At 59.1% G+C, this 25795-nt stretch carries 26 protein-coding genes; 3 read left to right on the forward strand and 23 right to left on the reverse strand.

Annotated features, from left to right (window positions below):
- Positions 1-23 precede the first annotated feature (23 nt).
- The 3 genes from AC13E3_RS21105 to flhA all read right to left on the reverse strand — a co-directional run bounded on the left by AC13E3_RS21105 (position 24) and on the right by flhA (position 4453).
- A complete protein-coding gene (locus AC13E3_RS21105; RefSeq protein ID WP_482902463.1) occupies positions 24-836 on the reverse strand; it encodes a MinD/ParA family protein in 813 nt (270 codons plus the stop codon).
- 68 nt (positions 837-904) lie between these two features.
- Positions 905-2212, reverse strand: coding sequence for a flagellar biosynthesis GTPase FlhF (gene flhF / locus AC13E3_RS21110; protein ID WP_459421377.1), 1308 nt, complete (start codon positions 2210-2212; stop codon positions 905-907).
- Between the two features lie 60 nt (positions 2213-2272).
- Positions 2273-4453 (reverse strand): flagellar biosynthesis protein FlhA, encoded by a 2181-nt coding sequence (gene flhA, locus AC13E3_RS21115; RefSeq protein ID WP_288366781.1) that lies wholly within the window; start codon positions 4451-4453, stop codon positions 2273-2275.
- 218 nt (positions 4454-4671) lie between these two features.
- On the opposite strand from flhA, the gene upp reads away from it, so the two are divergent.
- From upp to AC13E3_RS21130, 3 genes are read left to right on the forward strand one after another with little or no spacing between them, the layout of a single operon-like run.
- A complete protein-coding gene (upp, locus tag AC13E3_RS21120) occupies positions 4672-5310 on the forward strand; it encodes a uracil phosphoribosyltransferase (RefSeq protein ID WP_008173081.1) in 639 nt (212 codons plus the stop codon).
- Positions 5311-5312: 2 nt separating this feature from the next.
- Positions 5313-6569: a uracil-xanthine permease family protein gene (locus tag AC13E3_RS21125; protein ID WP_088556889.1), complete on the forward strand. Its 1257-nt coding sequence runs from the start codon at positions 5313-5315 to the stop codon at positions 6567-6569.
- Positions 6550-6987: a hypothetical protein gene (locus AC13E3_RS21130; RefSeq protein ID WP_053112472.1), complete on the forward strand. Its 438-nt coding sequence runs from the start codon at positions 6550-6552 to the stop codon at positions 6985-6987. The genes AC13E3_RS21125 and AC13E3_RS21130 overlap by 20 nt, the downstream gene beginning before the upstream one ends.
- Positions 6988-7366: 379 nt before the next feature.
- On the opposite strand, the gene flhB is transcribed toward AC13E3_RS21130, so the two are convergent.
- From flhB to AC13E3_RS21230, 20 genes are all read right to left on the reverse strand, one after another.
- On the reverse strand, positions 7367-8503 hold the full coding sequence (gene flhB, locus AC13E3_RS21135) for a flagellar biosynthesis protein FlhB (RefSeq protein ID WP_062782263.1): 1137 nt from the start codon (positions 8501-8503) through the stop codon (positions 7367-7369).
- Between the two features lie 6 nt (positions 8504-8509).
- Positions 8510-9295, reverse strand: a complete 786-nt coding sequence (gene fliR / locus AC13E3_RS21140) for a flagellar biosynthetic protein FliR (RefSeq protein WP_008173076.1) — start codon at positions 9293-9295, stop codon at positions 8510-8512.
- A gap of 3 nt (positions 9296-9298) precedes the next feature.
- Positions 9299-9568: a flagellar biosynthesis protein FliQ gene (gene fliQ, locus AC13E3_RS21145; protein WP_008173075.1), complete on the reverse strand. Its 270-nt coding sequence runs from the start codon at positions 9566-9568 to the stop codon at positions 9299-9301.
- Positions 9569-9576: 8 nt separating this feature from the next.
- Positions 9577-10353: a flagellar type III secretion system pore protein FliP gene (fliP, locus tag AC13E3_RS21150; protein ID WP_008173074.1), complete on the reverse strand. Its 777-nt coding sequence runs from the start codon at positions 10351-10353 to the stop codon at positions 9577-9579.
- Between the two features lie 4 nt (positions 10354-10357).
- Positions 10358-10807 carry a flagellar biosynthetic protein FliO gene (gene fliO / locus AC13E3_RS21155; RefSeq protein ID WP_273018029.1) on the reverse strand — a complete coding sequence of 150 codons (450 nt, stop codon included), beginning with the start codon at positions 10805-10807 and terminating at the stop codon, positions 10358-10360.
- 1 nt (position 10808) lies between these two features.
- Positions 10809-11291, reverse strand: a complete 483-nt coding sequence (fliN, locus tag AC13E3_RS21160; RefSeq protein ID WP_053112483.1) for a flagellar motor switch protein FliN — start codon at positions 11289-11291, stop codon at positions 10809-10811.
- A complete protein-coding gene (gene fliM / locus AC13E3_RS21165; RefSeq protein ID WP_273094625.1) occupies positions 11284-12282 on the reverse strand; it encodes a flagellar motor switch protein FliM in 999 nt (332 codons plus the stop codon). Before fliM ends, fliN begins: the two co-directional genes overlap by 8 nt.
- A 36-nt stretch (positions 12283-12318) precedes the next feature.
- Complete coding sequence (locus tag AC13E3_RS21170) at positions 12319-12828, reverse strand: flagellar basal body-associated FliL family protein (RefSeq protein WP_008173070.1); 510 nt, start codon at positions 12826-12828, stop codon at positions 12319-12321.
- A 165-nt stretch (positions 12829-12993) separates the two neighbouring features.
- Positions 12994-14184: a flagellar hook-length control protein FliK gene (locus tag AC13E3_RS21175; RefSeq protein ID WP_482902464.1), complete on the reverse strand. Its 1191-nt coding sequence runs from the start codon at positions 14182-14184 to the stop codon at positions 12994-12996.
- A 153-nt stretch (positions 14185-14337) separates the two neighbouring features.
- Positions 14338-14685 (reverse strand): Hpt domain-containing protein, encoded by a 348-nt coding sequence (locus AC13E3_RS21180; RefSeq protein WP_008173068.1) that lies wholly within the window; start codon positions 14683-14685, stop codon positions 14338-14340.
- Entirely contained in the window at positions 14678-16435 is a 1758-nt protein-coding gene (locus tag AC13E3_RS21185) for a PP2C family protein-serine/threonine phosphatase (RefSeq protein WP_008173067.1), read from the reverse strand. The genes AC13E3_RS21180 and AC13E3_RS21185 overlap by 8 nt, the downstream gene beginning before the upstream one ends.
- 24 nt (positions 16436-16459) lie before the next feature.
- A complete protein-coding gene (locus AC13E3_RS21190; protein WP_014577632.1) occupies positions 16460-16765 on the reverse strand; it encodes an STAS domain-containing protein in 306 nt (101 codons plus the stop codon).
- 122 nt (positions 16766-16887) lie between these two features.
- On the reverse strand, positions 16888-17331 hold the full coding sequence (fliJ, locus tag AC13E3_RS21195; protein ID WP_273071297.1) for a flagellar export protein FliJ: 444 nt from the start codon (positions 17329-17331) through the stop codon (positions 16888-16890).
- On the reverse strand, positions 17331-18725 hold the full coding sequence (fliI, locus tag AC13E3_RS21200) for a flagellar protein export ATPase FliI (RefSeq protein ID WP_014577634.1): 1395 nt from the start codon (positions 18723-18725) through the stop codon (positions 17331-17333). The genes fliJ and fliI overlap by 1 nt, the downstream gene beginning before the upstream one ends.
- Positions 18706-19599, reverse strand: a complete 894-nt coding sequence (locus tag AC13E3_RS21205) for a flagellar assembly protein FliH (protein WP_482902465.1) — start codon at positions 19597-19599, stop codon at positions 18706-18708. The genes fliI and AC13E3_RS21205 overlap by 20 nt, the downstream gene beginning before the upstream one ends.
- A complete protein-coding gene (gene fliG / locus AC13E3_RS21210; RefSeq protein ID WP_008173060.1) occupies positions 19599-20642 on the reverse strand; it encodes a flagellar motor switch protein FliG in 1044 nt (347 codons plus the stop codon). Before fliG ends, AC13E3_RS21205 begins: the two co-directional genes overlap by 1 nt.
- The gene (fliF, locus tag AC13E3_RS21215; RefSeq protein WP_482902466.1) at positions 20635-22344 is read right to left on the reverse strand and encodes a flagellar basal-body MS-ring/collar protein FliF; all 1710 of its coding nucleotides are present in this window, start codon (positions 22342-22344) and stop codon (positions 20635-20637) included. Before fliF ends, fliG begins: the two co-directional genes overlap by 8 nt.
- Positions 22345-22359: 15 nt before the next feature.
- Positions 22360-22728: a flagellar hook-basal body complex protein FliE gene (gene fliE / locus AC13E3_RS21220; protein WP_008173058.1), complete on the reverse strand. Its 369-nt coding sequence runs from the start codon at positions 22726-22728 to the stop codon at positions 22360-22362.
- A gap of 251 nt (positions 22729-22979) precedes the next feature.
- Positions 22980-24446, reverse strand: coding sequence for a sigma-54-dependent transcriptional regulator (locus tag AC13E3_RS21225; RefSeq protein ID WP_008173057.1), 1467 nt, complete (start codon positions 24444-24446; stop codon positions 22980-22982).
- Between the two features lie 12 nt (positions 24447-24458).
- On the reverse strand, positions 24459-25697 hold the full coding sequence (locus AC13E3_RS21230) for a sensor histidine kinase (protein WP_092033265.1): 1239 nt from the start codon (positions 25695-25697) through the stop codon (positions 24459-24461).
- Between the last annotated feature and the right edge of the window lie 98 nt (positions 25698-25795).

Consider the following 25795-nt stretch of genomic DNA (forward strand, 5'->3'; position numbering starts at 1 on the left):
TTTTTTGTTTGACTGGATCCGATTCAGACTTCGACGAGCCGCTCCACAAAAAATTCCAGATGCCCACGGGGCGAGGACGGCAACGGCCAGCTATCTACCTTGTCCGCCAGCGCCTTGATGGCCAGTGAAGCTTTCGCCCTGGGATAGGCGTCCAGCACCGCACGCTGCCGCTGAACCGCTTTCTTCACGGCCTCATCGTAGGGAACTATTCCTACGTATTGTAGTGCCACATCGAGGAAGCGCTCGGTGACCCGGGTCAGTTTTTCAAACAGATGCCGGCCTTCCTGCTCATTCCGAACCTGATTGGCAAGAATACGGAAGCGGTTGGTTCCATAATCACGGTTCATCAGCTTGATCAGGGCATAGGCATCGGTGATCGAGGTCGGCTCGTCGCAGACAACCAGCAGCAGCTCCTGAGACGCTCTCAGAAAACTGACCACTGACTCGGAAATCCCGGCGGCGGTATCAACGATCAGGACATCGATCTGATCACCCAGTTCGCTGAACGCATTAATCAGCCCGGCATGTTCCATGGGGCTGAGCTGGGTCATTCGTTGGGTACCGGAAGAGGCGGGGACAATCTTGATGCCACCGGGTCCATTCACCAGAACGTCCTTCAGATCACAATCGCCGGCCAGAACATCCTGGAGGTTGCGATTGGCAGTGATGCCCAGCAAGACGTCGATATTGGCCAGCCCCAGATCGGCGTCGAGCAGCACCACTCTCAGGCCTTTCTGCGCCAGGGCAATTCCGAGGTTCACCGACACGTTACTCTTGCCGACACCACCCTTTCCGCCGGAAACTGCAATCACCTGTACCGGATGTGCTCTGCTCATACTGTTTTTGGTCTCTCGCCACGTTTCGCCGGCTTTGTCTCCGACGCCTGTTGTCAATCTGTCCGGTCTCAGGCGTGCTCTTTCAGGCCCTCTGCGACCGCTTGCTGTTGCTGGAGTGTTTTCAGCCGATCCACGGCCAACCGCACCAGCGGAACGGCTTCTGCGTGGTGCAGGTCTTCAGGAATCTTCTGGCCGTCTGTGTAATAGGCTACCGGCAGACCGGTTTCCATCACAAACCCGAGAGACTCGCCCAGCGTCAGGGCCTCGTCGATTTTGGTCATCACACAGCCCGCAAGATTTGCCATCTTATAGCAATGCCACACGGATTTCATGATGCGAGGCTGACTGGTTGCCGAGACCACCAGATGGGTTTTGATATTGTGATGGCTGCGAGCCAGTTCGGCCAGCTGTTCCTGATAGCCTTTGTCCGCACTGGTCAGTCCGGCGGTATCAATCAGCACCAGATGACGGTCTGACAGCTCGTCCAGAATATCGTCCAGACTGTGGCTCTCATCCACGACCCGAACCGGCACATTCAGGATCCGACCGAACACGAATAACTGCTCGTGCGCCGCCACCCGATAGCGATCCGTGGTCACCAGTGCCACCGAGTCGGAACCGTGTTTGAGCACGTAGCGCGCGGCCAGCTTGCCAATGGTGGTGGTTTTCCCGGACCCTGTCGGACCCACCAACGCGTAGGCGCCGCCCTCATCCAGCCACTCCATGCGGGAGGTCCGAACCCCGGTACACAGCATTTTCAGGGACTGCTTCCAACCGTCTTCCAGGCGCCCCGCCTTGTGACGACGGGAAATTGACCCCGCCAGATCACTGCCGAGGCCGAACTCCTGCAAGCGCTCGGCAAGCCTCTGCTGCACGGCGGTGGTCGCAGAAACCTCCGGCTCCTGTTGCGGCCGATGGCCCTGCATCATGTCTTTGAGCGAGCTGATCTCGGCCCGCATCTGCGCCAGCTCATCAGAATAGGCTTCCCTCGGCGCCTGTGGCAGAAGTTCAATATCACCAAAACCACCGCTCACCTCTTCCTGAATGGCAGCGAACGAACCGGCGTAGCTCGCGCCCTGCGATGCCCGCTTTTCCCGTACTTCACGGATGCGGTCCCGGGACCGGCTCAGCTCGTCCTCAAGACGCCTGTGCTGGTCGGCCTGCATCTCGGCCAAGCGGGACCCGTTGGTGGCTTCTTCTGCCTGGTTGCCCAGTCGCTGGCGCGCCATATTCTCGTCATAATCCAGCGCCGTCACAATTTCGACACCGCCGTCGACCCGACGATTGGAAAGGATCACGGCGTCCGGCCCCATCTGTTCACTGACCTGCTTGAGCGCCTCGGCCATGGTCTGAGCAAAAAACCGTTTTACTTTCATGATGCCTCTTCCTCCACCGGCAACGCCGTGCCGGCGCTGTCCGCTCTGTCATCCGCGCCGTTACTGGCCAACGGACGCCACGATCGTAATCTGTTTGTTATCCGGAATTTCCTGGTACGAGAGCACATGGAGCCGCTCTACCCCGTAGCTGGCGAACTTCGCCAGCACCGGCCTCAGGGGCCCGGACACCAGCAGAATGGCTGGCTTGCCGAGCATCTCCTGACGCTGGACGCTCTCCTGAAGCGAGCGCTGGAGTTTTTCAACCATATTCGGCTCCAGAACCAGGCCAATATCTTCCTGTCCGCCGGATTGTTGACTCTGCTGAACAGACTTTAGCAATAACTGTTCCAGATCCGGATCCAGGGTGATCACCGGTATCTCTGATTCGTTGCCGCAGATACTCTGGACAATCATCCGGCGCAGGGACTGCCGCGCAACGGTGGTCAACAGCTTCGGATCCTGACTCTTCGGATGCACGTTCACGATGGCCTCGGCAATGGACCGCATGTCTCGGATCGGCACTTCTTCCTTCAGGAGGTTCTGCAGCACTTTCAGCAGCAGACTGATGGATACGGTGGTGGGTACCAGTTCCTCGGCCAGCTTCGGAGAAATCTTTTCAAGCTGATCCAGCCATTTCTGGACTTCCTCATGGCCCAGCAGCTCGTGGGCGTGTTTCTGCAGTACCTGGTTAAGGTGGGTCGCGACCACCGTACTGGCATCGACCACGGTATAGCCGAGCGTCTGGGCCTGCTCTTTCTTGTCTGGCTCAATCCAGCTGGCGTCCAGACCGAACGCCGGATCCTTGCCTTCAATGCCTTCTATCTTTCCGAATACCTGACCGGGGTCGATGGCCAGTTCGCGGTCCGGATGGATTTCCGCTTCGGCAATCGTCACGCCCATCAGGGTGATGCGGTAGACGTTGGGCATAAGATCGAGGTTGTCTCGAATGTGGACCGAGGGCATCAGGAAGCCGAGATCCTGGGACAGCTTTTTACGAACGCCCTTGATACGACTGAGCAACTGGCCACCCTGTGACTTGTCCACCAGCGGGATCAACCGGTAACCCACTTCCAGACCGACAATATCGACAGTGGACACATCGTCCCAGCCCAGCTCCTTGGTCTCTCCGGGGGCCGGTAATTGACGCCCCTGATCGCCGCCAGCGTCACCGCCTGGAGGCAGATCACGACCCGCCGGCCGTGGAGCCGCCCCGCCCGCGCCCCTAGTCGGGAATGCGCCATCTTCTTCGACGGTCTGTCGCTGGTGCTTCCAGATATACCAGGCAGCGCCGGCGGCCAGTGCACCCAGACCCAGGAAGGCCACGTGGGGCATGCCGGGAATCAGACCGAGAATGATCAGGATAGCGGCGGCAATGGACAGCGCCTTGGGCGCGCTGAACATTTGCTGGAGGATCTGGCCGCCCATATCCTGGCTGGAGGTAACCCGCGTTACCATGATTGCAGCAGACGTGGACAGCAGCAGCGAGGGAATCTGTGCCACCAGGCCGTCACCAATGGTCAGTAGCGCATATCGCTCCATGGCCAGCCCGAAATCCAGACCGTGCTGCAGCATACCAATGGCAATACCGCCAATGATGTTGATGGCAAGAATCAGCAGGCCGGCAATGGCGTCGCCCTTCACAAACTTGGACGCACCGTCCATGGAGCCGTAGAAATCCGCTTCCTGGGCGATTTCGGCACGACGATGCTTGGCCTCATCCTGATTGATCAGGCCGGCGTTCAGGTCCGCATCAATCGCCATCTGCTTGCCGGGCATAGCATCCAGCGTGAAACGGGCGCTCACCTCGGAGACCCGGCCGGCACCCTTGGTCACGACCAGGAAGTTGATGATCATCAGGATCGCAAACACCACCAGACCCACGGCGTAATTGCCGCCGATCAGAACGGCGCCGAAGGATTCGATCACTTTACCGGCGGCATCGCCGCCTTCGTGGCCGTTCAGCAGAACAATCCGGGTAGACGCCACGTTCAGGGCGAGACGCAGAAGTGTGGCTACCAGCAGGACTGTCGGGAAGGACGCAAACTCCATCGGCCGCAGGGCGTAGACACACACCAGCAGAATGACAATGGACAGGGTGATGTTGAAAGTAAAGAACACGTCCAGGAGGAACGCCGGCATGGGCAGAATCATCATGCCCAGCAAGCCCATCAGCATGATTGGTATGCCCAGGTTGCCCCGCGTCAGGGTTTTGACGTTATTGAGGACTAAAGCTCTGTCCATGCCGGATACTTCTCCGATTGGCCGTGCCTGCAGGCGTTTTGAAGGTCGAAAATCTGACACCGGAGCGTCGTTTGGAAGGGTTATCGCAAGATCCGTACCAGCCCTTAGTGGATTTCACGGAACCGGCCATTTGCGGCCTGACTCCCCTTGCCAGATGCGGTATCCTTGCGCCATTTGATCGCGACGCCAAAATTCCAACCAGACACACAGGTGACCCCATGCCAATCCACGAGGTAAAACACCCTCTGATCCGCCACAAGCTCGGCATCATGCGCCGTGCGGATATCAGCACCAAGAATTTCCGGGAGCTGGCACAGGAAGTCGGTGCACTCCTGACCTACGAGGCCACCAAAGACTTCAATCTGCAGGAAAAGACCATCGAAGGCTGGGCAGGGCCGGTTAACGTGGAACAGATTCACGGCAAGAAGGTCACCATCGTGCCGATCCTGCGGGCCGGCCTTGGCATGCTTGACGGTGTCCTCAGCCTGATTCCGGTGGCCCGGGTCAGTGTTGTCGGCCAGATCCGCAACGAGGAAACCCTCGAGGCCAGCACCTACCTTGAAAAGCTGGTGGGCGAACTGGACCAGCGTATGGCCATGATTGTCGATCCGATGCTCGCCACCGGCGGCTCAATGATCTCCACCATTGACCTGCTCAAGAAGGCCGGCAGCACCGAGATCCGGGCCCTGGTGCTGGTTGCCGCGCCCGAAGGTGTTGAAAAGGTTCTGGAAAAACATCCGGACGTGTCTATCTACACCGCCTCCGTTGATGAGCGCCTCAACGACAAAGGCTACATCCTTCCGGGTCTCGGCGATGCCGGCGACAAAATCTTCGGCACCAAGCAAAAGGACGTTTAAGAATGCAGGACCATACCAACGACCCGGTCTGGAAACAGGCCATTGCTGGCTCCCAGATGCTGCTGGTGGCGTTCGGCGCGCTGGTTCTGATGCCACTGATTACCGGGCTGGATCCCAACGTGGCCCTGTTCACCGCCGGCCTGGGCACCCTGATCTTTCACGTGGTGACCGGCGGTCAGATCCCGATTTTCCTCGCGTCGTCCTTCGCCTTTATTGCCCCCGTGATTGCCTCCAAAGGCAAGTTCGGCATGGAAGAGACACTCGGCGGCCTGATGGCAGCGGGTATTCTCTATATTTTCCTCAGTGGACTGGTGCGGCTGCGGGGCACCGGCTTTGTCCGCCGCCTGCTGCCGCCAGTGGTTATCGGCCCGGTGATCATGACTATCGGTCTCGGCCTGGCGCCGGTTGCCGTTCACATGGCCTCCGGCCGCACCGGTGATGGCGCCAACCAGCTGATTCCCTACGACACGGCGATCTGGATCGCCATGATCTCGCTGGCCGTAACCATCATCATGTCGGTCTGGTCGAAAGGCATTTTCCGGCTGATTCCGATCATGTTCGGCGTTATCACCGGCTACATCCTCTCCGCGTTTGCCGGTATCGTGGATACCACGCCAATCCGGGACGCCGCCTGGTTCGCCGTTCCCAACTTTGTTGCGCCGGAATTCAGCTGGGGCGCCGTGCTGTTCATGATCCCCGTCGCCATTGCCCCGGCCATTGAACACATCGGTGACGTGCTGGCCATCGGCAACGTGACCCGAAAGAACTACCTGGAAAAGCCGGGCCTGCACCGCACCCTGCTGGGTGACGGCCTGGCCACCAGCGCCGCCTCCATGCTTGGAGGACCGCCCAACACCACCTACTCGGAAGTCACCGGCGCCGTTATGCTCACCAAGAATTTCAACCCCAAGGTCATGTGGTGGGCTGCCTGCATCGCCATTGTTCTGGCTTTCGTTGGCAAATTCGGCGCAGCACTGCAAACCATCCCGGTGCCCGTCATGGGCGGCATCCTCTGCCTGCTGTTCGGTTCCATTGCCGTCGTTGGCCTGAACACACTGATCCGCCACCAGGTAGATCTGTCGCAGTCTCGCAACCTGGTTATCGTAGGCGTTACCCTGGTGTTCGGTATTGGCGGCATGGTGCTCGGGCACCTCGAAGGCATCGCGCTCTGTGCGGTGGCTGCCATCATCCTGAACCTGATACTGCCCGGCAGCCGCGAGGCATGGGGTAAAGCCGTCTATGAGCAGAAAGCCGACTGACAGCTCCGGCATGCCCCCCCGCGGCATTCGGTTACGGCAGAAACACCCTCTGCTCCACATGGTCGAAGCCGATCTGCCCGACATGGCCGCCCGCAAGGCCCTCCGCCTGATGGCCACCGGCCGACTGGCCGCCGCCATGGCCAAACGCCCGGGCTCGGTTTACCTCTCCGAAAGCTACTACCAACCCCGCCAGCCGGTGCTGAACACTACCCTCAAAGTGCTCGGTGGCGTCCTCGGGGCCGTTACCCGTAGCGAGGTACCGTTCCACTTCCAGACCGACGAGCAGGCCCGCAAGCACTTCCTGTCCTGCGGCTTTACCTCGACCACGGTCCATGACCCGCGGGCCTCGTATGGGATACTGCCGATTCCGGAAAGCCGCGGGGAGCCGATGGTTCGGGTTATCGAGGCTGGTTGCTGATCTCGCCTTCCACTCCTGCCCCAGCCTGATGATTTAGCGGGAAGAGGTTCGTGGGGCTGCCTCCCAAAAACCGCTACGAGCACATCCATGTGCGCTTGGCGTCGGCCATCCTTGGCCGCCGACATTTTTGGGAGGCAGCCCCACAAACCTCGCAAACCCGACGGGAATCCGCCAAAAGCTCCTGAGTTGGATGGGTATTTTTCAGCGATATCGAAGGGGTTTGATAAGCGGTTGTGGGTGGCCTTTTCAGGACTGTCTGTGGCCATGGATGGCCACAGTCAAGCGCACATGGATGTGCTCGTAGCGTGTCCTGAAAAGGCCAGCCACAACCGCGCTAACTCCCAAACCCGCAGGCTACCAAAAGAAACCCAACTCCAAACTAAACGTCCCGCCGCAAATCCGAAGGAATCGGGAACTCCGGCATACCGGGCTTGGGCCCGCGCCCCTTGCGGAACTGTCGGAGCTGGAACACATAGGCGAGCACCTGGGCAATGGCCATGTACAGGCCATCGGGAATCTCCTCGCCGATGTCGGTGTTGTGGTACACCGCCCGAGTCAGCGGCGGCGTTCTCAGGATCTCGACTTTGTTCTCACGGGCAATTTCCATGATTTTGAAGGCCACCTCATCGGCGCCCTTGGCCACCACTATCGGCGCGGCCATCGCCTTCTGATCGTATTTCAGGGCAACGGCGTAATGGGTCGGGTTAGTGATCACCACATCTGCCGTAGGCACGTCCTGCATCATGCGGCGCTGGGCCATTTCACGCTGGAGTTGGCGGATCTTGCCTTTGACCTCGGGTTTGCCCTCGGTGTCCTTGTATTCGTCTTTCACCTCCTGCTTGGTCATGCGCAGTTTTTTCTGGTGATCGTAGATCTGGAAGGGTACGTCGATCGCCGCGATGATGATGGTGGCGCAGGAAAGCAGGAAAAAGCTCCAGGCGATGGTCCAGAGTACATGTTCCATGGCCGGCACCACCGGCTCCTCGGCAATGGCCAACAAGTCTTCCGTGCGCAGATCGAGGATCAGAATGGCCAAGGCCATTACCAGACCGACCTTGGCAATGGCCTTTACCAGCTCGATAAGGGAGCGCATTGAGAACATGCGCCCGAGGCCCTTGATGGGGTCCATGCGATTGAGTTTCGGGGCCACGGCTTTGCCGCTGATCAGCAGGCCGCCGATGCCGATGGAGCCGAAGATAGCGGCGATCAGCAGTAATACCAGAATGGGAGAGAGAGCCCAGGCCGCTTCCTTGGAGGATTCAATGAGCTGCACGCTCATGTGGCGCATGTCGAAGATGGCGGAGCGTTCGATAACGAAGCTATCTCGCATGATCGCCTCCAACGAGGCTCCCAGGCTGGCGCCGAACATCAGCATGCCGCCGGCGCCTGCCAGGAGGACGGCCATGGTGGCCAGCTCTTTTGAGCGCGCAGTCTGGCCCTCCTCCTTGGCCTTTTCGAGCCTTCGGGGGGTGGCCTCTTCCGTTTTTTCCTGACTGTTGTCGTCTTCTTCGGCCATAAATCTCTACGGCTGCCCCTGCAATCCCCGCATGAAATCAAAGGTTTCCCGGGCGTACTGATCGAAGTGCGGCAGAAAATTGGCGTGCAGCACCCATATGGCAAACAATCCAAAAATCAGGCCAATCGGGAAACCCAACGCGAAGATGTTCATCTGGGGAGCGGCGCGCGTCATGACACCAAAGGAGATGTTGACGATCAGCACGGCGGTAACCGCCGGCAACGCCAGGAGCATGGCGGAGGCGAACATCCAGCTGATCCGGTGGGCCAGTTCCCAGACTCCGGTCTGGCCTAGGCCTTCCATCCCAATAGGTAGGGTCCGGAAGCTTTCTATAAACACTTCAAAGGCAACCAGGTGGCCGTTCATGGCCAGGAACAACAGGGTGATGGTGATGGTGTAAATCTGGGACAGTACGGGCACGTTCACACCGTTGGCCGGATCGACCATTGAGGCAAAGCCCAGCCCCATCTGCATGGCGATCATCTGGCCGGCAATCACGAACAACTGCCAGAGTGCGGTCAGCGCAAAGCCCATGCCGACGCCGATGAGTATCTGCTGCAGGGTAATGACCACGGCATCGGCGCTCAGGGCTTCCACCTGAGGAACGGGCGGTATCATGGGCGCGATGAGTATGGTCATCAGCAAGGCCAGCCCGAGACGGATCCGGGCCGGCACCAGCTGGGCACCGAAAATGGGGATCACCATCAGGAAGCTGGCCAGGCGGAACAGCGGCCAGAGGTGCTGGCCGACCCATTGGCCGATCACATCCGCGCTGATCTCCGCCGGTATCATCCGTCAGCCAATCAGGTAGGGTATGTTGCCGAACAACCGGTTGGCATGATCCAGCAACTGCGTGAGCATCCAGGGGCCCCAGACGATGATGACAATCAACGTAACCAGCAGGCGCGGCAGGAAGCTCAGGGTCTGTTCGTTAATCTGGGTGGCAGCCTGGAAGGTACTGACCACAAGACCAATCACCAGCCCCGGGCCGATGATGATCGAGGCAAGAAGCACGATCATCCACAGGGCTTCGCGCAGAATGTCGATAACGGTTTCCGGAGTCATGATGCCTCCTATATTCCGTAACTGGCGGCGAGTGTGCCCATGATCAGGGCCCAGCCATCCACCAGAACAAAGAGCATGATCTTGAACGGCAGGGAAATGATGATCGGCGACAGCATCAGCATACCCATGGCCATGAGAACACTGGCCACCACCATATCGATAATCAGGAACGGGATGAACAGGATAAACCCGATCTGGAACGCGGTTTTGAGCTCACTGGTTACGAATGCCGGCATCAGTATCCAGAAGGACACGTCCTGCGGTGTATCGTACTGTGTGTCGGAGATCCGCATGAACAGGGCCAGATCGCTCTCACGGGTCTGTTCCAGCATGAATTTCCGGAACGGTTGGCTTGCCAGCTCGACCGCCTCCAGGGAGGTTACTTCCTCCTGCATGTAGGGTTGCAGCGCCACCCGGTTGGCCTCTTCCAGCACCGGTTTCATGATGAAGATGCTGAGAAACAGGGCCAGGCCGAGAAGAATCTGGTTCGACGGTGTGGATTGCAGGCCAATTGCCTGGCGCAGGATCGCAAACACAACGATGATGCGGGTAAAAGACGTCATCATCATGAGCATGGCCGGCAGGAACGTCAGCGCTGTCATCAGCGCCAGGATCTGCAGGGTTACCGAGTATTCCTGGGCGCCCTCGCCTTCTCCGGGCGTCACTGTGAAAGCCGGTATACCAGGGATGCCGGAAGGCTCCTGAGCCAGCGCCAGTGGCGCCCAGACAAAGCCCGCCAAGACAATCAGGGATGGAAGCAGTCGCTTGATGGTTGCCGCAAGCATGGGGCTAGTCGTTCCTTGTCGGGGAAGTCCAGGATTTGCCGATCATGCCCTGCAGACGCCGGGCAAAATCACTGGAGCCGGCGCTGCCAGCCTCGACAACCGGCTCGTCAAACACATGCAGGGTCCGGATCGCCGATGGGGTAATACCCAACAGGATCTGCTGGCCGCCCACCTCAATCAGCGCGATACGCTCGCGAGCACCAATGGCCATCACCGACACCACCTTGATGGCGTTGTTGTTCATGCCGGTCATGCCGTTCATCCGGCGGATGATCCAGGCGCAGCCATAGATCACGGCAACCACGGCCACCAGACCCAGCCCCAGGCTGAGAATGGTTCCGAGGGTATCCGGGGCTCGCACCGGCGAATCAGGCGCAGCAGTCTTTGCCGTTTCCTGGGCAACAACCGGATTGATCACAAGCAGCGCCAGTGCCGCAGTCACTCTGGACCACATGTTACTTCTGCAACCGCTTGATACGTTCGCCCGGGCTGATCACATCGGTGAGACGGATGCCGAACTTTTCATTCACCATGACCACCTCGCCATGGGCGATCAGGGTACCGTTTACCAGCACGTCCAGCGGCTCGCCCGCCAGCCGGTCAAGCTCGATAACCGAGCCCTGGTTGAGCTGCAGCAGGTTCCTTATCGGAATCTCAGTGTTGCCCACTTCCATGGAAATGGTGACCGGAATATCGAGAATAACGTCGATATCCGGAGCCGGGCCTCCCCCTTTCGTGGGTTCGCTTCCGGTTTCAAACTCCTCCATGGGGGCAGCCTGAACATCATCCTCGGCCTCGCCGGCCTCAGCCATCGCAGCGGCCCACTCGTCCTCGCGTTCGCCCTCATCCCCGGACTCTTCCATGGCGGCTTCCCACTCGGCAGCCAGCTTTTCATCTTCGCTGAGCTCCTGCTCGTCTTTCTTGTCGTCGTCAGCCATTGCGTCCCACCTTCAATTGTTTCTTTACCTTGGGCCTTGATGCCCGCTCATGAATCCGCAGTGCCAGTTTCCCGTCACGGGTCCCCAGAGTTGCCTTGTAAACGGGGATGCCGTTGGCGGTGACCGTCAAATGCTCGGGCACCTCCACCGGGATAATGTCACCGGCTTTCATCTTGGCGATGTCCCGCAACGAGATCCGACGGCGACAGACCGTCGTGTTGATCGGAACGTTGACCTCTTTGATGTCTTCCTGGAGCGCGTTCACCCAGCGCTCATCAACATCGTCAATATCACTCTGAACCCCGGCATCGAGCACGTCGCGGATGGGCTCGATCATGGAATAGGGCAAGGCAAAATGCAGCTCACCGCCGCCGCCGTCGAGTTCAATGTGGAAGGTGCTGACCACGACCACCTCACTGGGGCTGACGATGTTGGCCATGGCCGGGTTCACTTCTGAGCTCAGGTACTCGAAATCCACCTTGAGGACCGCGTGCCAGGCTTCCTTCATATCGTGGAACACCTGATCCAGAACCATCTGCACGATGCGGGTCTCGGTCGGGGTGAACTCGCGACCCTCGATCTTGGCGTGCCGCCCCTCCCCACCGAAGAAGTTGTCCACCAGTTTGAAGACCAGCTTGGCATCCAGCACGAACAGCGAAGTGCCGCGCAACGGGCGGACTTTGCACAGGTTCAGGCTGGTGGGCACGTACAGGGTGTGGATATACTCGCCGAATTTCATGATCTGGACGCCTCCGGTGGAGACATCGGCGTTGCGACGCATCAGGTTGAACAGGCTGATCCGGGTGTAACGGGCAAAGCGCTCGTTGATCATCTCCAGGGTCGGCATCCGGCCCCGAACGATGCGGTCCTGACTGGCAAGGTCGTAGTTCTTTATGCCGGTATCGTCAGTCTCTTCATAGGTATCAATGTCACCGTCATCCACCCCGTGGAGGAGGGCATCGATTTCATCCTGTGACAACAAGTCCTGCATACGTAGTCCTGCCCGTGAAGTACCTTGGCCCGTGCGCTATTGCACGACAAAATTTCTGAATAACACCCGTTTGATGGCGGGCTCGCCTTCCTGCTCCAGAACCTGATTCACCGTGGTCAGCATCCGCTCGGCCAGGCCACTGCGGCCCTCGGGCGTCTGCAGCTCGTTGAAGTTACTGCTACCAAGGACTGTCACCAGCTGGCTTCGAATGAGAGGCATGTGCAGCTTGGCAGCTTCAAGCGCCTGTGGATCGGTGGACTCCAGCGCCAGATAAGCCTGGGCGTAGCGTTGGCGACCCTCAGCCTGAACCGTGGTAACGATGGCTTTTTCCATCTGGTAGTAGCTGCTGGGAATAAAGGTTTCCTCTGCAACCTCGGTTGCGTCACCCTCTTCCTCCCCCATGCCCGGAAGACCGCCGCCCAGGAACCACAGGGTACCCACCACAGACAGCACAATGGCCAGGATCACCACCACAACCAGCATGATGATCAGTTTCAGTTTTCCCTTCTTGGCAGGAGCCGCTTCAGATTCGTTATTTTCAGCCATAATGTTCGCTTTGCCAGAAATCCGTCACGGGGAGCAATTTTCCGCGACTTTTCAGGATTGGATGCAAAGGGCGGGCCAGAACACCCAACCTTCCCGTTCAGAACAGCAGTTTAGCGTTGCCGGGAAGGATGGGCAAAGGAGATTGGAAGAGAATATCGAAGGGTATCAGGCGAAGATGTCTACTTCGCCTTTCCAGCTGAGATCAAGGCTGCCGGAGCTGATGCCTTCATCGTCCTGATCGCCAGCGACCAGCGATGCCGAACCGCCACCGGAGCCATTATCGTTTCCGGTGCCCTGCTCGCCGGTCTGCTGGCGAGGCGAATCGGAAACATCGAAGCCTGCCAACGACATTCCCTGCTCACCCAGCATATCCCTGAGCCGGTGGGAATGCAGTTCAAGCTGGTCACGGACCACGGGATTGGCCGAATGGACCGTAATACTCGCCTGCTCGTTCTGCACCCGGACCTTGACCTCCATGGGGCCCATGTCCGGTGGTGTCAGGTGGATTTCGGCAACCGACATGTTACGGGCAGTCAGCCAGCTGAGCTTGCCCACCAGTTTGTCGCCCCACTCTGCATGGCCTACCGGCACATCAATGGACGTAGCATAACCTCGTAATGGCGCAGCGTTCTCGGCCGTCAGTTTTGCTGCCCCATTGGCATTATTGGCCGCTTGCTGGGACACCAGATCCATGGCGGACTGGAAGCGGCCAGAATTGATCAACGAGCCGGAATCCGCATTGCGGCCGGAGTCGGTGAGCACTGAGGCCTTCATGACATCTGTCAGTGTCGCATCGCCGGAAACACCGCCGGATCCGGACTGAGCTTTCTGACCCGAGGCCCCTGTGAGAAGGCCACTGAACAATCCGGCAACGGAATTCGCTTGGCCCGAAACACCGTTGGCTGCATTGACGCCGACTCCCGGCATTGTAGCTGACATGGCGGACTCACCGGCACCTCCGGCTTTTGGATTCAGCCAGGACTGCAACTCGACAAAGGTAAGGGGAAGCGCCGTCGGCTCTGATTTGCCATCACCTGCTACAGCGGCCCAGTCCGCGTCCCGTGATTCAGCATCCGTGGCAGCGTCGGCTTTTTCGCCACCCTTTGGATCAGCGTTCGCGTTTGCTTCCGTTTTCGTCTCTGAAGAAGTGTCCTGGGTCGCCCGGGATTCATCGGCAGATCTGGCCTCAGCGTTCCGATCCGCCCTCTGGCGATCGAGCCGCTTTTGCTCAGCCTGGGAGACAGAGTCGAAATCGCTTTTCCTGTCAGCCGGATCCCGGCTGGCTCCGGATTTTGACGGGCCGGGATCTTGTTGCGTCCCGGGCGCGGGGGTTTGGGGAAGAACCATCTGGGCCATGGCAACCTCTTGCCGCTTTTATCGCATTGTCGCCCTCACCTTGCCGGACCTGGCCGGTGCATGGGCGGTTAATCCACTCAATGCGAAGGACAAAGCAATTGTGATGCCAGCGCACACCTGCTTCGCCTGACAAACGGCCTGAATAGACCTGATTCACCCCACCATCAAGCCATCCAGGCCTGCGATTACCTGTTCGAATTCCCGGGCGATGTCATCCAGTAATCCCGAGGCATCGTCCAGCCGGGATTCCTTTCCTGCGATTTCCGCCCTCAGGCAGAGATCGCCAAGTCGTGGGGCGCCAATATTGATACAACTGCCCTTGAAGCTATGGGCCGTCTTGGCAAAGGCGTCACTATCGTCAGCCCTCAGGGCTTCTTGCAATCCCCGAATCCTGTCGCGGGAATCTGCAACATAGGTCTGTATCAGCACTTCGAATTCGTCCTCCATGACGTCTCGAAGCTCAGCCAGTGCCTCCTCGTCCAGGTGTGGTTTATCAGTCATCTCGATTCTCCGCTGTACGGGCGAACTGCCAATCGTAGACAATTTCAACATGATTGCCCTGTTCATGAAACCTGATGGTCTCCGCCAGACGTTTCAACAGCAGCAGGCCCCGCCCTGCATAGCGCCCGCTCATGGTTGGGGAATTACCGGGGGCCACGCTGGGATGATTGTGAAAATCAAACCCCTGGCCGCTGTCCTCACAGATAACACGAAGCCGACCTCCATCCGGTTTCAGGGAATGGTGCAGTGTGAACCGGATGTAGTGACCCTCCACGTTGGCCAGGCGCCGATTGCGCTCCGCGTAGTAGCGGCCAAAGCCCTCCGGTGAGTGCTTCCATTCTGACGGGAGTTCCAGAACACCGTGCTCCAGCGCGTTGTTGTAGAGTTCCGCCAGCAGGGTATAGATTTCGCCGCTCTTCCGTCGAAGACCCGGCACCTCCATACAGATATGAAGCAACAGAGGCAGGGGACTGAACTCTCCGAGGGTCCTTTCCCGGATTTCATAGCTGCAGCGCCATTCCGCCGGCCCGGCAAGAGCAGACGGTGCGGCACGATCTGGCAGGGTAGCCAGCCCCGCCTCGTCCATCATTTCCAGACAACAGAGCGTCAGGTCATCGCCATCCTCAAAGTTGCCGGTGAACCGGTGAACCGCGGACATCATGGCATCGAACGGATGGTCCCCATCGTCCAGCCGGTCAAGCGTGCCGGTAACGCCCTGCTCACCGAACACGTTGCCGGCGCTGTCGGCAGATTCCAGAAAGCCGTCGGTCATCATCAGCACTCTGTCGCCAGGGGCGGCACCAACCCTCTCGAAATCGGCATTGAACTGATCCGGCGCAAGGATACCGAGGGGAAGATGCCGCGATGGCAATGCCAGGAGTTCTCCGGTGGTCCGGATCAGCCAGCCATCCGGCAGACCGCCGTTCCAGATCTGCAACTGATTAAGTTTGAAATCCGCCTCAATCATGGCGCCACAGCAGAACATGCCCGTCGGCAGAATCCGTTTGAGTTTCTGGTTGATCTCGCGCAACACGTCCTGGCCGTTAAAACCCTTATTGGCCATGCCGTAGAAGATCTCGGCTACAGGCATGGCGCCGATGGCAGCCGGCAGACCATGGCCGGTGAAATCCCCCATGAAGATCAGCATCCCGCCCGCCGGCCGGGGCGAGGCAAACAACACATCACCATTGAAAATGGACAGGGGCGAAGCGTGATAACGAATATTGGAGGCATCCAGGCAGCCGGAATGAGCCACGTTATCGAAGACCCGTTTGGCGATTTCCTGCTCTTCGGTAAGTTGTCGGTTGCGCTCACGAATGAGATCCCGCTGATCCGATAGGGTCCGGTGCATCAATCGCATTCGGTTGAAAGCCTTGATCTTGGCTTCAATGATGATCCGGTTATAGGGCTTTCCCAGGAAGTCATCGCCACCGGCCTCCAGGCATCGGGCCAGGGCACCAGCTTCAGAGAGGGAGGTCAGAAAAATCAGGGGAACCAGCCGTTCACCAGCCAGGAGCTTGATCTGACGGGCTGCTTCCATGCCATCCATGACCGGCATAAGGGCATCCAGCAGCACCAGATCCGGCGCCTCCCGCTGGAAAACAGAGACCGCGTCCAGCCCGTTTGCCACATCAAGGACTTCGTGCCCCAGTCGCTTCAGCAGTGTTTTGAGGATCAGGCGATCGCTGTCTGAATCGTCAGCGATCAGTATTCTCAGGGGACGGCTATGTTCTGCAACGGAATCATCCATGAGTACTCCGGCAGTCCGCGAGCATCAGCGGATATTGAAAAGTTGCTCGAAATTGGAGATTGAAAGGATACGACGGACATCGTTATTGCAGTTTTCGATGACGATTCCTGCGCTGTCACCTCCGGCATAATCACGGAGTAACAACAGCATTCCCAGCGCCGAGCTATCCAGGTAGGTGGTGTCAGACAGATCCACAATGTAATTCCGGATGTTCGGATCACCGTGCTCGTAGGCATCACGGAACGCCTGATGGGTGCTGAAGTCGAAACGCCCCTCTATCCTGATAACAAGAGTCTGACCGTCATCATCGCGGCGCGTCTGGATCGGCATTCCAAAACCTCCCGGGCTATCAAGAGCAGCATTTGACCGGCGTGTTCTACCAGCCCTACATCCGGTAAGGATAGCTGAGTGGTCTGATTTTGCATCTGTATTTGCTTGATGCGGAGCAAGATTCAGCGTCGACGTTGGTTAAAAGCCCGCCCCGCGGCCTCATCCGAAAGCTTCTGTTCCCGGAGATCCTGCTCCCTCTGCTCCTGCTGGCGGCAGGTTTCTATGTATTTTTCCATGCCCCGCCGGCGCTCCCAGGCGTGCTGCCATTCCTTTTTGCGCGCCTCGAAGACCTTTTCCGCCTGCTCCAGCTGCGTCTGTTGCTGCCGGATTACCTGATCCAGTTGCGCAATAAAGGCCTGCCACGCCTGGAGCCTGGACACCTGCACAATCCCCTGTTGGCTGTTGCGAATCTGATCCCGGTACTCCTGCTGGTAGCGATTCAGGTTCTGGACCTGTTCGCGCTGCTGCTCCGCCAGCTTCCTGGCCTCTCCCATTCGCTCCAGGGCTTCCAGCTCCTTGCGCTCCTCCAGGGAAAGAACCACTTCCAGACGCCGGGAACGCAGCATCAGGCATCACCTCCGCCGCCAGCTGCCGGATTCGGCACGGCCGACTTACGCCGATCGGGGGATCGACGCTCTGGCACCACCGCCAGCAACTGGTCAACACTTTCCTTCAGTGGTGCACTCTCATTCAGGCCCTGCTGCAGGAACTGGCGCATATTACCGATGTGAGTGATGGCAAAATCGGTCTCGGGATCGGAACCCTTCACGTAAGCGCCCACAGAGATCAGATCCCGGGCCTGCTGGTACCGTGAGTACACCTGCTTGAATCGCTGGGCCCTGGAAAAATGTTCGGTCTCGGTTACCTGCGGCATCACCCGGCTGATCGACGCTTCCACATCAATGGCGGGGTAGTGTCCCTCTTCGGCAAGCCGGCGGGAGAGTACGATGTGGCCATCCAGAATCGCCCGGGCAGCGTCTGCAATCGGATCCTGCTGGTCATCGCCTTCGGTTAGTACAGTGTAGAACGCCGTGATAGAACCACCTCCGGGGCGACCATTGCCGGTTCGCTCCACCAACTGGGGCAGTTTGGCAAATACCGAGGGCGGGTAGCCTTTGGTCGCCGGCGGCTCACCCACGGCCAGGGCAATTTCCCGCTGGGCCTGGGCGTAACGGGTCAGGGAATCCATCAACAGGAGCACGCGTTTGCCCTGATCCCGGTAATACTCGGCAATCCGGGTGGTCAGCATGGCGGCGCGCAACCGCATCAGTGGCGAATCGTCCGCGGGCGCGGCCACCACCACCGAGCGGGAAAGGCCCTCTTCGCCCAGGATGTCTTCGATAAACTCCTTTACCTCGCGGCCCCGCTCACCAATCAGGCCCACCACGGTGATGTCGGCATCGGTAAAGCGGGTCATCATGCCCAGCAACATACTCTTGCCCACGCCACTGCCGGCAAACAGACCCAGGCGCTGCCCCTGGCCGACGGTCATCAACGCATTGATCGCCCGTATACCCACATCCATCGACTGCCGCACCGGGGCGCGGTTCAGCGGGTTGATAATATCGCCGGTGAGCGCCACGCGGGCTTCGGCCTGCAAGGGGCCTTTTCCGTCCAGGGGCTCGCCACTGCCATCGACCACCCGGCCAAGCAGCTGGGGGCCAACCGGCACCCGGCTTGCGGCAGACAGAGGCACAACCCTGGCACCGGGCTTGAGCCCCTCGATTGCTGTCAGGGGCATCAGATACACCCGGTCGTCCTCAAAGCCCACCACTTCCGCCTCAACATTACCGGTGTTCTGGCCAAAAATGACACAGCGGTCACCGACCACCATGGGGCAGCCGACACATTCGAGGGTAAGGCCCACCATGCGGGTCAGTCGGCCGGAAAGTTCAGGCTCGGGCTCGTTTCCCAGAAACCCCTGAAAGCGGTTGAGGCGATCAGCGAGGCTCGAGGTCATCACCGTCACCTGTATTTTGCGCCGGCTTCGGATCGTCTGAGGAATCCCCGGTCTCCGGGGAATCCAGCACGTCCCGATGGAAACCGGTCAAGTCTTCCATCATGGAGTCCAGTTCCTCGGTTTCTCCGCCCTCACTGTCGCTCATCTGCTGGTCCAGCATGCTCTGCACGGCCCGCTGGAAACGTTTCTCAACCGTGAAATCCACCAGGCTGTGACGGGTTTCCACCTTACAGCCACCGGGCAGAATACTGGCGTCTTCAATGACGGAAGCGGACGCTTCGAGGCGGGCGGTCACCTCGCGAACCATTTCACAGTCTTCCGGGTTTATATGGATGCGGATGTTTTCCGCGGTGGAGGGTAGCGCCTCCATGGCGCGGCGAACCACGTGACGGATCTGGGAGGAGTCGATGGTCAGTTCACGAAAGACCACCGCCCGGGCCAGAACCGTGGTCAGGTTGACCAGAGAGGTTTCAAGTTCGTCCTCGTGGCGCTTGATCGGCAGCAGTAACTCACCGAGCAGATGTTCGAGACGGTCAAGCTTGGTGTCGATTTCCTTGCGGGTATCGTCGTAGCCCTGACTTTTGCCTTGCTCCCTGCCCTCTGCCAGGCCGGTTTCCAGCCCATCCTGGTGGCCTTCCTCTTTGCCGGCCTTCAGGCCATCCTGGTAACCCTGTTCCCGGCCCTCGTTATAGCCGTCTTCCCGGGCCGCCTCGCGAATCTCGTCAATGTCGGCGGCGGTGAGGGGCTTGACCTCGCGCTCCTCTTCCCGCGCTACTTCATTGCCACGGGCATCCAGCAGGGGCAGCTCCCACCGTTCATAGGCGGTCAGCTGTTCCTTGGGAATGCGATTGACGTCACGGGTGGAATCTTTCATCACATCATTTCTTCGCCGGCACCGCCGAGGGAGATTTCACCGGCCTCGGCCATACGGCGTGCAATGGTGATAATGTCTTTCTGGGCGGATTCAACTTCGCTGACCTTGACCGGCCCCTTGGCCTCAAGATCATCCTGCAGCAATTCCGCAGCGCGTTTGGACATGTTCTTGAAGATCTTGTTCTGAACCTCCTCGTCGGCGCCCTTGAGGGCCACCACCAGCACTTCCGAGGACACTTCCCGCAACAGCGCCTGGATTCCGCGGTCGTCCACTTCCTTTAGGTTATCGAACACGAACATCAGGTCTTCGATGGTGCTGGCAAGGTCCGGATCCATATCCTTTATGGAATCCATCAGATTGCCTTCGATGCTCCGATCCATGAAGTTCATGATGTCCGCTGCGCGCTTGACCCCGCCAATGCGGCTGGTCTGGGAGGCGGCGCCACCCGAGAACTGCTTCTCCAGGATATCGTTGAGTTCCTGCAAGGCCTGGGGCTGGATACTCTCCAGTGACGCAACACGCATCATCACATCAAGGCGGACCTTCTCATCCAGGGTGCCAAGAATTTCAGCGGCCTGATCCGGATCCAGGTAGGAAATAACAATGGCCTGGATTTGCGGGTGTTCATAGCGAATGATGTCGCCAACGGCCCGGGGCTCCATCCACTTGAGAGTATCGAGGCCGGTGGTATTGCCGCCAATCAGGATGCGATCGATCAGGCTGGATGCCTTGTCGTCGCCGAGCGCCTGGGTGAGCATCGTCCGGATGTACTCGTCATTGCCTACGCCAAGCCCGGTCTGCCCGCCTACGGCATCAACAAACTGGTTCATCACGTAGGTCACTTCGTCCTTGCTGACATCCTTCATCTGAGCCATGGCCACGCCCACACGCTGGACCTCTTTGGGGCCCATGTGCTTGAGGATTTCTGCGGCATCCGCTTCGCCCAGTGACATGAGCAGAATCGCAGCCTGCTCCACACGCGGAATTTTCCGCTGCGGCTTTGATGGCTCACCGCCACCCTGTTGATTGGCTTGCTCAGTCATCGACGTTCACCCACTGGCGCATTACCTGTGCGACCCGCGCCGGGTCTTCGGCAATCAGCCCTTTCAATGCGTTCAGCTGCCTATCATAACCGTCTGTGGCACCCGGCAAAAGCAGATCATCCTGGGCGGACATGGCCTTGCGGAGCTCATCTCCACCCTCGATGTCATCAAGGCCCCCGTAACCACCGCCACTGCCGGAGCCGGAATCCAGGCCGCGTTCCCGCTGGCCACCGCTGGACAGGCTTTTAAGCGTTGGGCGCAGCAGCCCCAGCACGAGCACCAGAATCACCAGGCCTGCGAGCACTTGCTTCATCAGATCCCAGAACCAGGGCTGTTCCCAGAACGCCGGAGCCTCGAATTCAACGGATTCTTCCTGCGCAAATGCGGTATTCATCACCGTAACACTGTCACCCCGGGCAGCTGAATAGCCCACGGCGTCCCGAACCAGCATGCTGAGCCGCTGCAGCTCCTGCTCCGGCCAGGGCTCGTAGCTGACTTCGCCCGTTTGTGGATCCACTACTTTCATGTCGTCCACCGCCAGAGCCACGGTCACCCGCTTGACTCTGCCCAGCTCCTGACGTCGGTAGCTGACAGTACGATCCATTTCATAATTTCGCGTGGATTCACTTCGCACGTTGACCGGTTCTGGCACCGCCTGCTCACCATCACCGCCGGCAGCCTGCTCTGGCACCGTAGCATTAGCCGGCGGCTGGTTTGCCAGCGCACCGGGAATGCCGCCCTGTGCGCCGGCAGTGCGCCGTTCGGTCAGCTCACGCTCACTGCGCACCGCCTGCTGTTCGGGGTTGAACAATTCCTCTGCCTGCTCCACCGAGGAGAAATCGAGATCCGCCGACACTTCGGCACGATAGCGGCCATCACCCACGATGGGTCCGATGAGAGAGGCAACCCGACGTGTCAGACGCTCCTCGACTTTGGCGGTGTATTCGTATTGGTCCGCCATCTGATCCGCACCGCTCTGACTTTGCTTGCCCGTCAACAGATTGCCGTTTTGATCGACAACGGTTACGTGTTCCTTGCTCATCATGGGAACACTGCCGGCAACCAGATTCACAATAGCGTTAATCTGTTCCTGTTCTGGCCGGCGACCAGCGAAAACTTCAAGAAACACCGAGGCAGAGGGATCACGGGCATCGCGAACAAAGACAGAGCGCTCCGGGATAGCCAGGTGCACACGGGCATTCCGAACGCCACGCATGCTGGCAACGGTGCGGGCAAGCTCACCCTCAAGCCCGCGCCGGTATGAGATGGTTTCCATAAACTGGGACGTGCCGAGACCACGTTCCTGGTCCAGCAGTTCGTAGCCCATGGTTTGACGATCGGTGACACCTTCGGCCGCCAGCTTCAAACGGGCGTTGTAGACCTGATCCGAGGGAACCAGTAATGCGCCGGTGCGCGGATCCATCTTGTAGTCGATACCGTTGCTTTCGAGGATGGTGGTCACATCCTGGGGATTGTAGGATGAAAGATCACCCACCACCGGCTGATAGTTCGGCTCCTGAGCCCAGAGCACGACCGCCAGCCCCAGCGCCACGCTGGCGGCAAGCCCCACCATAAGCCCGATCTGGCGCAGCAGGTTGAGCCGGTTGAACCCCATGAACAGGTCGCTACGGCTCTCTGGCGCGTCTCCCTCCCGGGCTGCGGGCATGTTGGAGGCATTGGTTTCTGCAGGTACGCTGGCCATGACTCTGCTCCGTTATCAGATCGGCATGTTCATAATGTCTTCGTAGGCCCGAACCACCCGGTTACGTACCTGGGTCAGCGCTTCGAAGGAGACAGAGGATTTCTGGGCGGCAATCATCACACGGGTGATGTCTACGTTCGGATCGCCCATGTCGTAGGCGGTTCGCAGATCCCCAGCCGTTTTCTGGAGGTCGTTCACGTTGTTCACCGCGTTGCTAAGCATGTCATTGAAGCTGGGCGTCTCCTGGGTTTCCTGAACCTGGCGAGGGCCGTCTATGCGACCACGAACCGATTGATCCTGCTCGACCCGCTGGTTCTGCATCATCTGTGAACGCAGGGACCGGATATCGGACAAAACACTGTTGATGTCGGCACGCTGAACCATAACTCTCTCCTGGCTCCGCCCTCCCAGGGACGGAATTGCTCTTGGGATAATCTTAGCTCCGGTGAAGCAATTGGCAGGCCAAGTAGTTTTTAGATATAAATATCAGAAGGTTACGGATAAAAGGACGGAGTCGTGAAAGTTCCATGACGGACTTTTGACGACGGGCAGGGTGCCCCCACCGGCATGGGGAATCGAAGATAAAAAAACGGCACCCCGAGGGGTGCCAATGAAGGAGTTCGTCTTGCAGGGGGTCAGACCAAGGCCATTTCGGCGTCCAGATCGATTCCGGCGTCGCGCATCTGGGCCAGCTTGTACCTGAGCGTGCGGGGGCTGATCCCCAATTGCTCCGCGGCCCTGTTGCGACGCCCACGCTCTTTCCGGAGTGTCTGAATAATAATACGGAATTCCTGCTGCCTCAGATCATCTCCCAGCGAAACCGCGCCCTCCGGCTCGTCACTGCGCAAATGAGAAGGTTCGTCTAGGGGGGAAAAGCCAGAGTCTGAAATATCCGGCTCGCCCGCTGCTATGTTGGCAACGGTTTCGGTCATCGAAACCGGCGCCGCGCTGCGAAGGTCCGGCCGGCCGGTGATGCCCAGCTCCAGACACAGATCGCCAGAGTGAATGACATTTCCCTGGTGCAGCACCAGCGCTCGCTGGATGGCATTGTCCAGCTCCCGCACATTCCCCGGCCATTGATGATTCATAAGCGCACTTTTTGCGTCCTGGGCAAAGGTAATCCCGGTCAGCTTCATTTTGCGGCAATGCTTTTTAAGCAGCGAAGTAGCCAGTGGCATGATATCCAGCGGCCGCTCCCGGAGCGGCTGCCAGTGCATCGGGAACACTGTCAGACGGTAATAGAGGTCTTCCCGGAACTTGCCTTCGCGAACGTAATCCGCCAGATCCCGGTTGGTGGTCGCTACAACACGGACATCCAGGCTGATGGTCTTGCGACCACCAACCCGCTCCACTTCCCGCTCCTGCAATACCCGCAAGAGCTTGGACTGAAGCCCCAGATCCATCTCCGAAATCTCGTCCAGCAGAATGGTTCCGCCGTTGGCCTGCTCGAATTTGCCGGGCGAGGAGGCGACGGCACCGGTAAAGGCACCTTTCTCGTGACCGAACAGGATAGCCTCCAGCATGTTTTCCGGTATTGCAGCACAGTTGATCGCCACGAATGGCTGCTCTGACCGCGGGGACTGCTGGTGAATGAACCGGGCAAGGACTTCCTTGCCAGTTCCGCTTTCCCCCGAGATCATGACGGTGGAATCGCTGCCGGCCACTTTGGTCGCCAGCTGGAACATCCGCTTGCTGATCGGGTCTTCTGCCACCGGTTCATCACTGGCTTTCTCACGCCCGCCGCCAACAACCTTGCTGACGGCATCCACCAGGAAACGCGGTTCGAATGGCTTCACCAGATAATCGATAGCGCCGGCCTGCATGGCGGATACCGCATCGCTGATCTGGCCATAGGCCGTGATCAGCATCATTGGCAGGCCCGGGTACAGCCGCTGCACCTCTGCCAGAAGCTGGTGCCCTGACAGACCCGGCATGTTGACATCACTGACCACCATATCCACCGGAGCCTCGGCCAGTCGCTCAAGGGCTTCGCTGGCATTGCATGCTTCCCGAACCCGGAATTTTGCCAGTTCGAGGGTGGTTACCAGCGCTTCACGCAGGTCATGGTCGTCCTCAACAATCAGAATCTGGGCCTTGGCCATGGTTGCCTCCGATCAGTGTCTGTTACGTAATTGCGGCAAACGCAGGGTGGCTACAGCACCGCCCTGCTCCGGCGATTCAATGGAAAACCGTCCCTGATGCGCCTTGATAACGGCCTGAACCACTGCAAGGCCGAGACCCGTGCCATGGGACTTGGTTGTATAAAAAGCTTCGGTCAGCCGGGCAGCGTCCGAGAGCTCAAAACCTGGGCCGTTGTCCACAACCCGGATGACCAGTTCCCCGGTTTCCTCGGTTACCCGAACCGCCACATGGCGAGCGCCGGCCTCCAGGCTGTTATTCACCAGATTGGTACAGGCGCCAACTAGGGCATCCCGATTACACATCAGCCGGCAGTCGCTGGAGATTTTGTTCTCAAGCTTCACTGTCGCGCCCGGAGCCGGCTTCAGCCCCTCGACTGCCGATGCCAGTGCCGAGACCAGTTTGTCGGCAGATAACTCCTCGGCCAGCCGGGTTTCGCCCCGGGCGAAAATGAGCATATCCCGCACCTGCTGTTCCAGGTGGGTCAGGCGCGACATCAGGCGGGAAGCACAGCGCTGGCGCATTTCTTCGTCCAGGTCCTCCTGGCTCAGATGACCACCGTAAAGAATGGCCGCGGACAGCGGAGTACGGATCTGGTGAGCGAGAGACGCAACCATCTTGCCCATGGCAGACAGACGCTGGGCGTGAGCCAGCTGCGCCTGAAGGTGCCGGGTTTCGGTGAGGTCTGTCAGCAGAATCAACTGGCCGGGCTGGTTCTCCATGGTCCGGATCTCGATGCTGACCCTGCGACCATCCTTCAGAGACACTTCGTGACCATCGTCCCGCCGGGGCGCAAAACAGCGATGGATGACATCAACCCAGCGGGCACCGTCGAGGGGCTCCCCCAGAAGCGCAATGGCTGCCGGGTTGGTCTGCGTTACCACGCCCTGGCTATCCAGAACGACAACGCCGGCAGGCAGTGCGTTCAGCAAGGTGGACAGACGATCTGCCAGCTGCTCTTTTTCTTCGAGCTCCTGCTGACGCTGGAGCGATTCCTGGTTCAGCTCGCCGGAAAGCTGGTTGACCCGGGATTCGAGGGTCCGGTAGGAGTCAGTGATCTGCCGCGACATCCGGTTAAACAATTCCAGGGCGGTATCCACCGCCTCATCGTCCTGTTCCGGAAACAGGGCGGTAACCTTGTCATTGACGTCCGCCGCAGCGTTGGTCTTTGTACCGCCCGCGCCGGACTGAAGAACAAATTGTGCCTGACTCATAACCTGACTCCCCGATCGGCCCGTCGGTTCGGACCTCATAGTTCGGATACTTCGTTTGCAGGTTTGTAAGCCAGCAACGTGCCAACTTGATTTTTTCT

The sequence above is a fragment of the Marinobacter sp. L-80 genome (assembly GCF_056859395.1).